The organism is Alishewanella agri BL06, from assembly GCF_000272005.1.
In the GTDB taxonomy this organism is placed as follows: domain Bacteria; phylum Pseudomonadota; class Gammaproteobacteria; order Enterobacterales; family Alteromonadaceae; genus Alishewanella; species Alishewanella agri.
The window spans coordinates 207,152-220,305 of sequence record NZ_AKKU01000001.1; the positions used below are offsets into that span (position 1 = coordinate 207,152).

Genomic DNA, 13,154 nt, shown 5'->3' on the forward strand with positions numbered 1-13,154 from the left:
TTAAAGGGCCTGCGGGCCCTTTTTGCTGCCTTTTTTGTATAAAAATGCAACTAAAGGATAACAGCAAGACGTCTGGATTGCTGATATAATCGCCAGCTCAGATTGCGTTGTAGAGGAGTGACCAGGTGTTATTGGTTCCGGTAGTTTGGTTAATGGTAGCAGTGGGGGTTTATATTGCAGCACTACGCAGTGGCATGGCCGCGTTGCGTTGGGCGGTTGCAGCCATCTTTACCGGTCCGTTATTGTTACCGCTGTTTAACAGCCACAAGCGCTTATTATTGCGTCGCGCCCGTGGCCGCAATGCCGGTTTATTCCGCCCCTAAGGTCAGTAGCTGTTGACTGATCTGTTTAATCAGATTGTCTTCACGTCGCTCCCGATGGCATACCAGGTAATAAGGTAATACCAGGCAGGGAAGTTGTGGCATGGGTTGTAATTGCTTGCTGCTCAGATATGGCTGCAGTAACGGCGCCGGTAAGTAGCTGTAAACCGCCTGGTGTAATACTGCGTCTAATGCCAGCTCACAACTGTTAGTGCGCAGGGTGGTCCGGTTTGCCGACGGATGGCCCGGATGATTGCCCCAATCCAGATGGCAGTACGCCAGCTCGTCCACCACCGCCGAACCCTGGCATACCGCTAGCAAAGTAACTTGTCCTTGCGCAACAGCATACAACTCGTCGGTTTTTGCCGGTTCGGTTAGCAGCGCCAGATCCAGCTGTTGGCTCAGTAGCTGTTGACTCAGGTGCTCCCGCGACAACAAATCGATACGCAGATTCAATTCTGGCAGCCGTTGTTGTAACGCCCTGAGCGGTGCTGCGAGCAGCGAATTGACAAACAGTGGTGCTACCCCAAGTTGGAAATAACAGGGCTCATTGACGCTGTTGGCAACGTCCTGGCGGGCTTTTTGTAGCGCTGCCAGCATGGTTTGCGCATGTGGCAACAAACGTTCCCCTGCGGCTGTTAACTGAATGTTATTGCGATGTCGGATAAAGAGATTTACCCCCAGTTGTTGCTCCAGTTGACGGATCCGAAAACTCACCGCAGATTGCGTGAGGTATAAATTTTCAGCAGCCTTACCAAAATGGCGGGTGCGCTGTACTTCCAGGAAGGTTTTCAGTAAGTCAGTATCCAAGCTAGCCTCAAATTAAATTTATCGTAACCATAAAAAACTTTTGTTTTACGACAGGAATTTTGTTAACCATACTCCGCACAGTTTAAACAGGCTGGCTTGATATTCAACGACATGAGAGGAAAAAAGTGATGCAGCAAAGTTTTGTCGCTAATCGTCGCTTTTTCGATGACCGGAATTTCCCGCGTGGTTTTACCCGGTCCGGGCGCTTTACCCTGGCAGAGGGCAATCTGCTGGAGAAACACGGTTTAGCAATGCAGGAACTGGAGCAGGGTGCGAGACAGCCAGCTAACGACGAAGAACAGCGCTTTGTGCTGGTGTGTCGTGGTGAGGCGGAAGCCACTTCAGTCTATGAAAAAACCTGGCTAAAGTATAAACAACGGCTGGCTGAGAAGCGTAAGTTCCACACAGTGTTTGGCAAAAAGCGTATCGCTGATGGTTCGGACGACTTTTCTTACGTCGAGACCGATGCCGATTAAAAAAAGCCCGTCAGGGCTTTTTTACGGCTGTAACCTAGGGCGTGTTGACGTTTGCTGCTTGTTTTTGCAGCCGTTTGGCTGGTGTTTATACAAGGCAGAGCTTGTGATGTGTAGTTATTCTACATGAACAAGCGATAACGCAGTAGAAACGCCAGCCAAACGCTGCCCGAAGGGTTCGCGCTGGCGGCGCTTTGCTCTTTGTCACTCGTCACTTATTTAGAATAACTAAACTGCGCTCCTCGTTTCGCGATCAAAGCGCCGCCAGTGCGAACAAAATCTAAGCAGCAAGCGTCAACACGCCCTAGATTAACGAGTCCTAAAGCAACGCGACCTTAGGGCGTTGTTTCTTTTGCTCTACCAGAAAGGCGGCAAAGTCTTCCGCCGACAGCGGCTTGCTATAGTAGTAACCCTGAATAATTTCGCAGCGCAGCTTACGCAGTTGTTCCAGTTGTTCGTGGGTTTCCACGCCTTCAGCTACGACACTTAAGCTCAGGTTGTGGGCGATAGTGACAATGGTATCAACCATATTGCGACCACGGGCACTGCTCATATCGTCAATAAAGGCTTTATCGATCTTCAGCGTATTCAGTGGGAATTGTTTCAGATAAGCCAGCGAGGAGTAACCGGTGCCAAAGTCGTCCATCGCCAGGTGAATGCCGCGGGCACGCAGTTTTTTCATGGTATCAATCGCCAGTTTTGGCGACTGCATTACCGTACCCTCAGTAATTTCCAGCTCCAGATGATAAGAAGGCAGATCGGTTTGCTGCAGAATATCGTCAATCTGGTCACACAAAAATGGCAGCATAAATTGCTTAGCCGACAGGTTCACCGCGACGCGGCCATGGAATAATCCCTGAGCAATCCAGCGTTTTACATCGATACAGGCTTTACGTAATACCACGGTACCGATATCGACAATCTGGCCGGTTTCTTCGGCAACCGGAATAAAGCTGCCTGGGCTGACCAGGCCACCTTTTGGCGTGATAAAGCGCACCAGCGCTTCCATCCCGACCACCTTGCCGCTGAGCAGATCCATCTTCGGTTGATAAAACACCGTAAAATAATCTTCTTTCAGGCCATGACGGATCAGGTTTTCAATTTGCAGTCGTTTTACCGCCTGTTTGTTCATGGTGTCATTAAAAAACAGATAGCGGTTGGCGCCTGAACTCTTGGCGTGGTACATGGCCGTATCAGCGTTACGTAGTAACGCCTGCGGATCCTTACCATCCTCCGGGAATAACACTATACCAATACTGCTGGTAACGGCTAATTCGTGCTGATCAACGGCAAAAGGCTTATTGATTTGCTCCAGCAGGCTTTTCGCCAGACTGGTAATGGCGTGGATATCGTTAGTATTGTCCAGTAACACCGCAAACTCATCACCACCCAGCCGGTACAGTTTCTGGCGGAACAATTTGTTGTTATGCAGGCGCTCGGCCAGTTTGCAAAGCAGGGCGTCACCCAGCTCGTGACCCAATGAGTCGTTAATCTTTTTAAAGTTATCCAGATCGAACACTAACAGTGCATGTTCGGTTTTGTCGGTTACCAGGCTGGCCAGTTTATTCATAAAGACCGCGCGGTTGGGCAAGCCGGTCAGGGTGTCACTGTTGGCCAGCCGGCTTAGCTCAGCTTCGCGTCTCTTGCGGTCAGAGATATCGGAAAATACTGCCACATACTGCGTAATAAAGCCTTGCTCGTCTTTGATCACGTCAAAGGTTAACTCTGCCTGGTAGTAATCGCCGTTGGTTTTCAGTTCCCGGATCTCACCACTCCAGCGCCCGTCTTTAACCAGTTTCTTTTCAATTTCTTGGATAAAGCGCGGCGGATACAACGAAAGCTGAAAGCGGCTTTGTAACACTTCATCGCGACTCTTGCCGGTGATGACGCTGAAGGCCGGGTTAACTTCGATAATATTGAATTTGGTATCACAGATCAGCACCGCATCGGAAATGTTTTCCAGACAGCGGGCAAACAGTTGCATTCGTGCTTCAGCTTGCTTTAATTGGCTGATGTTTTTCAGGGTACCGGTCATCCGTTGCGCTTTACCGGTCTCGTTATATGAGACAACCTTGCCGCGGTCTAACACCCAGATATAGGTTTCATCCGCGGTTTTAACCCGGTAACTGGCTTCAAAAAACGGGCTGTTACCGGCCAGATGTTGCGATAGCGCGTGGCTGACCCGTTCCAGATCCTGAGGATGAATCAGCTGTTTATTCGGTGGGAAATCTTCAGTCTTTGGGGCTATCGCCAGCGGCTCAAGCCAGGCACTGGAGCGATAAAGTTCGCCGGTTTCAATGTTCCAGTCCCAAAGTTCATCACCGCTGCCCCAAATCGATAAGCGTAAGCGTTCTTCGCTTTTCGCCAGCGCCTGATGGTAACGCCGCATCCGCCGCAAACTGAGTTGAGCTAATAGCAGTCCGGTAAGTGCCAACGCGAGTAAAACGTGGAATAAATAAGGCTGTACAGCATCCCAGCTAAGGGCCGCTGCAGCGAGGGGCAAGAAGAATAACGTTGCTAGCGTTAGCCCCAAAAGTGTCAGGGTAAGAAAAGTAATTGTTTTATCGCGCACTTTATTATTTTTTTATACTGCTTTTGGGCTAAGTTAACCAAGAAAAACGGTACTGTCAAAAGCAATTTACTGCCGTTGCAATATTTTCAGTAATTCAGCTTTATGCAAAGATTGTACATAATTATTTTCCGGCGCACTGTCTGTCGCCAGAATCAACACCGGATAGTCTTTCGCCAGCAATTGTTGTAAGAACGCCAGAAAGTCGCTGGCGGTTAACGCATTTAAACAACTAAGAATTTGCTGATTTAAATCAAACTGATAGTCAGCCTGGCCCAGCGCCAGCCAGAAACGTTTGGCACGGGCGCTCAGGCTGGTATCCCGCTCACAAAGCTGAGCCGCCAGCCCTTGCTTTAATGATTGAAACTCGTCGTTATCCAGTAAACTTAACTCGCTCACGCATTGCTGAAAAAACTGCACTGTTGCCTGGTAGAGTGCGGCGGCAGGATAAGCCGGTGACTGAACATAAAACGCCATGCCGGGCAGGGTGTTGACCGGCACATAACCGGTGCCGACCAGATATCCAAGCTGTTGCTCGGTGCGCAGTTGATGAAAATAGCGCGGCGCCAGTAAGTGGTTCGCTAACATAAAGCGCGCCATCTGTGCCGGTGACTTGTCAGTCGCTGCCAGATAGGCGACCAAAGCATGGTCCGCCTGATGCGGATTGGCACTGCATAACCAAACTGGTCCGGGCTGAGCATAGCGATATTGTACAGCGCTGAGCGCCTGGCCCGCAGCCCCCTGAGCGCCTTGCCAATCGGTTAACAGTGTCTGCAGCTGTTGGGCATCTGCCGGACTCCAGTTGCCGAGCAGCAAAGCTTCAAGATGTAACTGTTGCCACAATTGCTGCCTGAACAACGAAAAGTCGGCAAAGCTTAACTTAGCAAGGGCTTGCGCCAGCTCTTCCGGTTCAGGGTTTTGCGGTTGTAGCAGCGCAGACAGTTGACTGAATAACCGGGCAACAGGTTTGTTCTTGCTACTGTTTTGCCAGTGCCGGCATAGCTGTTGTTTTAACTCCGCAAAACGCTGCGGACAAAACACCGGATCTGGCAGTTGGCGCAGCAAATCGGCAAACAGCGCTAATTGGTTCGCAGTTAAACCGTTGGTTTGCAAACTGATCCCTTGCCGGTGCACGTGTAAAAAGTAATTTAAACCCGCAGTCGTTGCCGCGTATAGTTGTTGGTTAAAGCGATCCAGCAGTAGTTCTACCCATAGCCGGCTGGCTGCTTGTTGCCGGATAGTGGCACAGCTTTGTGGTAAGGTAATTTGCAAATAAATATGACCTTTGGGACTGGCAAAGTCGGTGTCTGCTTTGTACCACAACTGCAGTGCCGGCTGGTTACAAAAGTGTTGCGGGCTGGTCATATGCGCCGCTTTATCCAGTAATTTGAGTTCAGATTGCAAATACGGATTAGGTAGTGGCAAGCTTAGTTCTGGCAAGGGCGATTGAGTATCCAGCGTGGTTAACCAGTTCGGATCCAACGGCTGTAACTGATAAGGCGTGTGATACCAGCGTGCCTCGCGATCTGTGGTGACATCATCTGCAACTAACATCAGTCGCAGGTTACGGCTGCAAAAATAGTCCAATAACTGGCGATATAGCGCCTCGGGTGGCACTTCCATCCGGTAGTCACCGAACAGCACATCCTGCAGTGGATAGTGCTGCATATTCAGCGCCAGATCGGTCGCAGTTTGTAACACTGTCGCCGGCTCATAAAAGCGGTAAGCCCAGTTTAATAATTTCTGGCGCTCGGCAAATAAGTTGGCCGGGAAGGGGCTGTCTTTTAGTAAACGCACTTTGGCAAACAGTGCTTGCACGATTTGTCGGTACTGTTGTCGTCCGGCCACAGTGAGTTCAAATGCCAGAGTAAAGTCTTTGTAGTTACTGCCGTCAATACCACCGCCGGCACTCAGCTGATTAACCAGCCCCTGCTGTTTTAGCAGCGCCAGTAATGAACCCGGGCCCTCATCACCGAGCAGATGAGCGACAAAACTGACTACTTTATAGCGATACCAGGGTTGGATATCCGGTAGCGCAAAGCTGATGACCAGCCGGTTACTGCTTTTGTGCGGCTTAATGTTTAGTTGTAACTGCTGCTGTTGCTCCAGGTATAGCGGGACTTGTAACGGTGCTTTCGCTGGCAGGTGATCACTGATCTGACTGAAGCTTTGTATTGCCAGAGTGCGCAGCTCGGCCAGGCTTTGCGGGCCAATCAGACAGACACTCATTCTTTGGGCACTATATTGCTGGTGGAAGAACTGACTGACGGCCTGTTGCAAGCTGTCGCCGGGGCGATCAGCCAAAGTTTGGGCGTTGCCAACAGAAAATTTGGCAAAGGGATGCGCCGGATTAATGCTTTCTTTGTGCACCTGATAAATTCGCCGGCTATCGTCTTTCAGCTTTAAAGAGAACTCAGCTTCAATAGCCTGACGTTCTTTTTCGACATAGTCACTACTGAACAGCGGTTCGCTAAACATGGCAGCGAAGCGGCTTAAACCGGCGGCAAAGTGCTGCTGCTCGATATCAAAATAGAATTGACTGTGTTCGGTACCGGTCCAGGCGTTGTGACTGCCGCCATGCTCACTGATAAAGTGTTGTAACTCGCCGGCTTGCGGGTAGGCGCGACTGCCCAAAAACAGCATATGCTCCAGAAAATGAGCCAGGCCTTCCCGGTCTGCAGGATCGTCAAAGTGGCCGACGTTGACTGTCAGCGCGGCGGCGCTTTTTTCACTATCAGCCTGATGAACCAACAGCACGGCCAAACCGTTAGACAATTTCAGGTATTCAAATTGTCTGGGATCATTCGGGCTTTGCAGGATAGATGTGCTTGCCAAGTGATATCCTTTGGAGTGGCTGGGAGTACCTTGCCTCTCATAGCGATAAGTAATAACCAGCATGAGTCTTATGCTTTAATAGCAGTTACGCTGGCCGCTGACTTTCATTATCATAGCGCACTATTTTCACCTGACGCATGCTTATTTGCTAAACAGCCGACCAGATGGGACAGACAGACCACCGAGATGGGACAGATAGAGTAGTATGGTAACAACTTCATGGTAAATATCGTGATTATGCGTCACGGCGAAGCCGAGCCGCCAGCAGTTGACGATCAGCAGCGAGCTCTGACCACACAGGGGCGCGGTGAAGTTCAGCAAATGGCAAACTGGTTGGCGCAGGCATACCCGGCCTTTGATTACCTGTGGGTCAGCCCCTATTTGCGAACCCGGCAAACGGCGGCACTGATGTTGGAAGCGCAGCAACGCGGATGTCAGTTGCAGGTGATGCAGCAGTTAGTACCCGATGGTAAGGCAGAACAGGTGAAAACCGCTCTCGATTTATTGCTCGCTGAACAACCTGATGCCAGAGTGTTATTGGTATCGCATATGCCGTTGGTAAGCTTTCTGGTGGAAAGCCTGACCGAAACCGGCAGAGCGCCGATCTTTACCACTGCAGCCTTGTGCTGTATCGACTATCAGACGGCACGGGGCGGAAAATTGCTGGAGCAAAATTCGCCACTCGAATTGACGTTGTTAAAAAGTTAGCGCCGGCCAGCAGCGGGCAGTTCGCGAAATTGCTGCTCGGTACTTTGATTAATTTTAAGCAATAACAACAGCGCACCATGCTTGCCCCAGCTTTTTGGGGCGGTGTGAAAGGCGCGTACATTTGGATGTTGCACCAGCCAGTTTGGTACCTTACGTGCCAGTATGCCCAGCCCCTTGCCATGTACGACGCAGGCGCAATTAAATTGCTGCTGCTGGCAATAATCCAGTAAGCCAGCCAGCTGTGTTTTCGCTTCATTGGCTGTCATGCCGTGTAAATCCAGTACCACCTGCGGTTCTAATTCACCGCGGCGTAAGCGGCCGGCCAGCATCGGATCGTCACCCTGCTGCACATAAGACAAGCTGCCGCTGGTGTCGGTAATGGCTTCATATTCATCGGAGAAAAAGAACAGTTTTTGCGCAGATAGCTCAGCGGCAGCTGTCGGCAGGCGTTTTTGCTTGCTGCGTCTGACAACTGGCGGTATCTTGTCCTGCTCAAGCGGGCGGGCACCGGCGACACTGTCGCGAAACAGGGCTCGCTCTTCGACGCTGAGTGCATCGGGCTTCGGCTTTTTTTGCTGCATCGGCCTTAATCTATACTATCTTATTAGCTGCTACCGGAGCCAAGGATACCATGTCTGACACCTTACCCGCACCCTTTAGTCCTGAATTACTGGACCGCGCCTATAGCGAACTGCAGACCCTGCATGACTGGTTACGTTGGGCCGTTAGCCGGATGCATCAGGGTGGGGTCTATTTTGGCCATGGTACCGATAACGCCTGGGATGAAGCCGCAGTGATGTTGTCGCATGTGTTGTACTTGCCGCCCCTGCGTGATGAAAAGTTATTTAGCGTGCGCCTGACATTAGATGAGAAACAGCAATTTGTCGCGCTGTTAGAGCAGCGAATTACCCAGCGCATTCCAGCTGCCTATCTGACTCAGCAAGCCTATTTTTGTGATCTACCGTTCTATGTCGATGAGCGGGTGTTGATCCCGCGCTCACCGATTGGCGAGCTGATTAAGCAGCAGTTTCAGGGGCTGTTACCGGCTGGCAGCAGCCCGGCACAGATTCTGGATCTCTGTACCGGCTCGGGCTGTATTGCCATTGCCTGTGCGGTGGCTTTCCCGGAGGCGCAGGTTGATGCCGTCGATATCAGTGAGGATGCTCTGGCCGTATGTGAGCTGAATATTGCCGAGCATCAGCTGCAGGAGCGGGTCTACCCCATTCTGTCAGATGGCTTTAGTGCCCTTGCCGGTCAGCAATATGATTTAATTGTCACTAACCCGCCTTATGTCGATGCTGAAGATATGGCTGATCTGCCGGATGAATACCGGCATGAACCGGAACTGGGGCTGGCGTCAGGTATCGACGGCTTGGCATTAACGCGGCAGATCCTGCGCGATGCGGCCGCACATTTAACCGAGCAGGGTATTTTAGTTTGTGAAGTGGGCAATAGTATGGTTGAATTGCAGTATAGATATCCAGACGTCCCATTTCGCTGGCTGGAGTTTAGTGCCGGAGGCCTTGGCGTCTTTGCACTGAGCAAAGCACAACTTGTCGCTTGCCAGCATTTATTCGAGGAAAGTTAAATGGCAGGTAACAGCATCGGCCAGTTATTTAAAGTTACGACTTTTGGTGAAAGTCATGGCCCGGCGATTGGCGGCATTGTCGATGGTTGCCCGCCCGGTATGGCATTAACTGCCGACGATTTACAATTGGATCTTGATCGGCGCAAGCCCGGCACGTCGCGCTACACCACACAGCGCCGCGAAGAAGACAGTGTCAAAATCCTCTCTGGTGTGTTCGACGGTCAGACAACCGGTGCCAGTATTGGATTATTGATTGAAAATACCGATCAGCGGTCGCAAGACTATGCCAATATCGCCACTCAGTTCCGGCCTGGCCATGCCGACTATACTTACTGGCATAAATTCGGCATTCGTGATTACCGCGGCGGCGGCCGCTCGTCGGCGCGCGAAACGGCAGTGCGGGTCGCGGCCGGTGCCATTGCTAAAAAGTATCTCGCTGAGCACTGCGGTATTGAGATCCGCGGCTATTTACAGCAACTGGGGCCGATTAAGGCCGAGCAGCTGGATTGGTCACAGGTGGAACAAAACGCCTTTTTCTTCCCGGATGCGACTAAGCTTGAGGCGCTGGATGACTATATGCGGCAGCTGAAAAAAGACGGTGATTCGGTTGGCGCGCGGGTTAATGTGGTGGCAACCGGGATGCCGGTCGGTCTGGGTGAGCCGGTGTTTGATCGTCTGGATGCGGATATCGCCCATGCGATGATGAGTATCAATGCCGTTAAGGCAGTGGAAATTGGCGATGGTTTTGCGGTAGTTGAGCAGCGTGGCTCCACCGGACGTGATGAGCTGACACCGCAAGGCTTTACGGCGAATCATGCCGGCGGTACCTTAGGTGGGATTTCCAGTGGCCAGGATATTCTGGTCAGCATGGCGTTAAAACCGACTTCCAGTATCAGTATTCCGGGCAAAACCATTAATACCGCCGGTGAAGTGGTGGATGTGGTTACCAAGGGTCGACACGATCCCTGTGTCGGTATCCGTGCAGTACCGGTAGCCGAAGCCATGCTCGCCATTGTGCTACTGGACCATCTGCTGCGCCATCGCGCCCAAAATGCCGGGGTACAGGTCGGTACGCCGGATATCGCGGCACTGGCACGGCAACAGTAAAGTAATTAATACCGCTTTTTAATCACACTAGTTTAACGGAACAGTCGTGTTAACACTTGCCACCAAGCCAGCCCTTGCGCTGGCTTATTTTGCTTATTTCGGCGTCTTAGGCCTGTTTGTGCCTTATTTCGGGCTGTTTTTGGATGGCCGCGGCTTAAGCTCGGCGCAAATTGGCTTATTGCTGGCGCTGGTCACGGCGACGCGGATCGTTGGCCCGGCGCTGTGGGGCACGCTGGCTGATAAAACCGCCAGGCCGCTTAGCATTATGCGCTTTGGCGCCATTATCGCGATCCTGGCCTGGTGCAGCAGCTTTGTTGATGCCGGCTTTTGGCCCTTGCTGGCCGGTTTCGCGCTGTTTAGTTTTTTCTGGACTGCTATCTTACCGCAGCTCGAAGTCTGTACCTTCCATGCGCTGAACGATGATGCCGGTGCTTACAGCCGCATCCGCACCTCCGGCAGTGTCGGTTATATCATTCTGGTGCTGCTCGGCGGTTATTTATTTCAGCGTTTTGGCAGTGAGTTTATGCCGGCGACAGCGCTACTGTTTTTAGGCTTACTGCTACTGAGCTTATTTAAACTACCGCCGCTGCCTAAGTTGTCAGCCAGTCAACAGGTGCACTTATCCTGGCGTCAGTTATTCAAAAGTAAGGTACTGTGGCTCTTTATGGGCGCCGCCTTAATGTTGCAGATGAGCTTTGCGCCCTACTATGGTTTTTTTACACTATATTGCCGCGATCTGGGCTATAGCGGCACTGTTACCGGCTTGCTGATTGGCGTGGCGGTGGCGGCGGAGATCGTCGCCTTTTATTTTGCCGGCCGCATTTTGGGCCGTTTCAGGCTGGGGCATTTACTGGCTGCCTGTTATGGCTTAACCGCGCTGCGCTGGTTAATCGTTGCTTACCTTGGTGATCAGCCGCTGGTGCTGGCAGCCAGTATGCTGTTACATGCCGGTAGTTTTGCCATTGCTCACAGCGGTGCCATGCAGTTTATTCAGCAGTTTTTCCCCAAGGCGCAGCGTGGCCGCGGTCAGGCGTTTTATGCCGGTATTATCTATGGCGGTGGCGGGGCTATCGGCGCCTATATTGCCGGTATCAGCTGGCGCGATGGGGCTGGCGCCAGTGCTACCTTTACGTTGGCAGCACTGGCAGCGGCAATAGCGATGCTATTGGCGCTAAGTTTACCGCGCACTATGCCGCGAGCGGATGATAAAGCCGCAAACATCAACACGCCCTAGCGTATTAACCACTTAAGCAGTGCTTTAAACAGCGGCCGGTTAAAGGGCGGGTAAATCAGAATGCTGCTACTAAAGCGGCCTTTCTGGTGTACCGCCTTGGCGTGGGAAAAACGCCAAAAGCCCTCAGGGCCATGGTAGTTACCCAAACCTGATGGCCCGATGCCACCAAAGGGTAAGTCCTCCTGTGCCACATGCAGCAGCGTATCGTTAATGCAAACGCCACCGGCATGGGTTTGGGTTAATACTCGCTGTTGCAACCGCTTATCTTCACTAAATAAGTACAGCGCCAGCGGCCTGGGTCTGGATTTAATATAGTCAAGCGCCTGCTCAAAGCTGTCGTAGCCGATAATCGGCAACAAGGGACCGAAAATTTCCTGCTGTAAAATCTGACACTCCTCGGGCACATCAACCAGCAAGGTTAGCGGTATCCGGCGCTGTTGTTGTTGCTGCTCGCTGACCATCACTGCACAGGGATAAGCGGTTGCGCCTTTAGAGAGAGCCTCGCTTAGCAGCTGCTGTAAGCGCTGATAATGCTGCGTATTGATCACCGCGCTGTAATCGGGGTTAGTCGCAAAATCAGGATAGAGCTTGGCAAAGTCGGCTTGCAGTTGGTTAATCAAAGCCGTGATCCGAGCCTTAGGCACTAACACATAATCGGGCGCGACACAGGTTTGGCCGGCATTGGCGGTTTTGCCAAATAGTAAGCGTTGGCTAAAATGCGCTAAGTCGGTATCCGCTGCCAGCAGCGCCGGGCTTTTACCGCCCAGCTCAAGCGTCACTGGGGTAAGATTGGCCGCCGCGGCCTGCATTACTTTGCGCCCGACGCCGGTAGAGCCGGTAAACAACAGATGATCAAAGGGTAGGGCGGCAAAATCGGCGGCAACCCCAGCATCGCCCTGAACCACACTAACACAGTCAGTTAAGCCCTCTGCAAGCATTTCAGCCAGCACCGCATTGGTTGCCGGAGTAAATTCCGACAGCTTCAGCATCACCTGATTACCGGCAGAGAGTGCCGCCATAAGCGGGCTAAGTGCCAGAAAAATGGGGTAATTCCACGGCACAATAATACCAACCACCCCTAACGGCTGCGCCAGCACAAAGTTTTTTGCCGGCGCAAAAGTATAGTGCACGGCACGGCGCTGCGGTTTTAGCCAGCCTTTAAGCTGTGACAACTGATATTTGATGCCCTGCAAACTGGGCGCAACTTCCAACAGTTGCGTCTCAACCCTGCTGCGCTGGCCAAAATCGCTGGCCACGGCTTGTTGCAACGCGGTGTTGTATTGTTGCAGCAATTCGGCCAAACGCTGCAAGCGTTGCTTGCGTGTAGCAAGTGACGGATAGGGTTCGGCATTAAACTGCTGTTGATGCTGTTGAAACAGGCTTTCTATGCTCATCAGAACTCACTACTTTTCAGAACACGCTGGGTTATGCCGGTACTCTAAAGTAGTCCAACCAGTGGAGCAAGCGTTGTCGAGCAGCACAGCGCTGGGCAAGCCGCAGTCAAATCGCT

11 protein-coding genes are annotated in these 13,154 nt (G+C 51.9%); 6 read left to right on the forward strand and 5 right to left on the reverse strand.

Features of this window, described 5'->3' with window-relative positions; genetic code table 11:
• Positions 1–125: 125 nt before the first annotated feature.
• The gene (locus AGRI_RS00990; RefSeq protein ID WP_008983168.1) at positions 126–323 is read left to right on the forward strand and encodes a hypothetical protein; all 198 of its coding nucleotides are present in this window, start codon (positions 126–128) and stop codon (positions 321–323) included.
• Here AGRI_RS00990 and AGRI_RS00995 read toward each other — a convergent pair.
• Positions 309–1,130, reverse strand: a complete 822-nt coding sequence (locus AGRI_RS00995; protein ID WP_008983169.1) for a LysR family transcriptional regulator — start codon at positions 1,128–1,130, stop codon at positions 309–311. The two genes, AGRI_RS00990 and AGRI_RS00995, sit on opposite strands and share 15 nt — an antisense overlap.
• Before the next feature lie 128 nt (positions 1,131–1,258).
• On the opposite strand from AGRI_RS00995, the gene AGRI_RS01000 reads away from it, so the two are divergent.
• Positions 1,259–1,606 (forward strand): MaoP family protein, encoded by a 348-nt coding sequence (locus tag AGRI_RS01000; RefSeq protein WP_008983170.1) that lies wholly within the window; start codon positions 1,259–1,261, stop codon positions 1,604–1,606.
• A 316-nt stretch (positions 1,607–1,922) separates the two neighbouring features.
• On the opposite strand, the gene AGRI_RS01005 is transcribed toward AGRI_RS01000, so the two are convergent.
• Complete coding sequence (locus AGRI_RS01005) at positions 1,923–3,992, reverse strand: putative bifunctional diguanylate cyclase/phosphodiesterase (RefSeq protein ID WP_008983171.1); 2,070 nt, start codon at positions 3,990–3,992, stop codon at positions 1,923–1,925.
• Between the two features lie 249 nt (positions 3,993–4,241).
• Positions 4,242–7,007: an insulinase family protein gene (locus tag AGRI_RS01010; protein ID WP_008983172.1), complete on the reverse strand. Its 2,766-nt coding sequence runs from the start codon at positions 7,005–7,007 to the stop codon at positions 4,242–4,244.
• A 219-nt stretch (positions 7,008–7,226) separates the two neighbouring features.
• On the opposite strand from AGRI_RS01010, the gene sixA reads away from it, so the two are divergent.
• Positions 7,227–7,715, forward strand: a complete 489-nt coding sequence (gene sixA, locus AGRI_RS01015; protein ID WP_008983173.1) for a phosphohistidine phosphatase SixA — start codon at positions 7,227–7,229, stop codon at positions 7,713–7,715.
• Here the strand turns inward: sixA and smrB are convergent.
• On the reverse strand, positions 7,712–8,296 hold the full coding sequence (gene smrB / locus AGRI_RS01020; protein ID WP_008983174.1) for an endonuclease SmrB: 585 nt from the start codon (positions 8,294–8,296) through the stop codon (positions 7,712–7,714). The two genes, sixA and smrB, sit on opposite strands and share 4 nt — an antisense overlap.
• A gap of 50 nt (positions 8,297–8,346) precedes the next feature.
• Between smrB and prmB the strand changes: the two genes are divergently transcribed.
• From prmB to AGRI_RS01035, 3 genes are read left to right on the forward strand one after another with little or no spacing between them, the layout of a single operon-like run.
• Complete coding sequence (gene prmB / locus AGRI_RS01025; RefSeq protein WP_008983175.1) at positions 8,347–9,303, forward strand: 50S ribosomal protein L3 N(5)-glutamine methyltransferase; 957 nt, start codon at positions 8,347–8,349, stop codon at positions 9,301–9,303.
• Positions 9,304–10,410, forward strand: coding sequence for a chorismate synthase (gene aroC / locus AGRI_RS01030; protein WP_008983176.1), 1,107 nt, complete (start codon positions 9,304–9,306; stop codon positions 10,408–10,410).
• A gap of 46 nt (positions 10,411–10,456) precedes the next feature.
• Entirely contained in the window at positions 10,457–11,644 is a 1,188-nt protein-coding gene (locus AGRI_RS01035) for an MFS transporter (protein ID WP_008610128.1), read from the forward strand.
• On the opposite strand, the gene AGRI_RS01040 is transcribed toward AGRI_RS01035, so the two are convergent.
• Complete coding sequence (locus AGRI_RS01040; RefSeq protein WP_008983177.1) at positions 11,641–13,038, reverse strand: coniferyl aldehyde dehydrogenase; 1,398 nt, start codon at positions 13,036–13,038, stop codon at positions 11,641–11,643. The genes AGRI_RS01035 and AGRI_RS01040 overlap by 4 nt on opposite strands.
• Positions 13,039–13,154 lie beyond the last annotated feature (116 nt).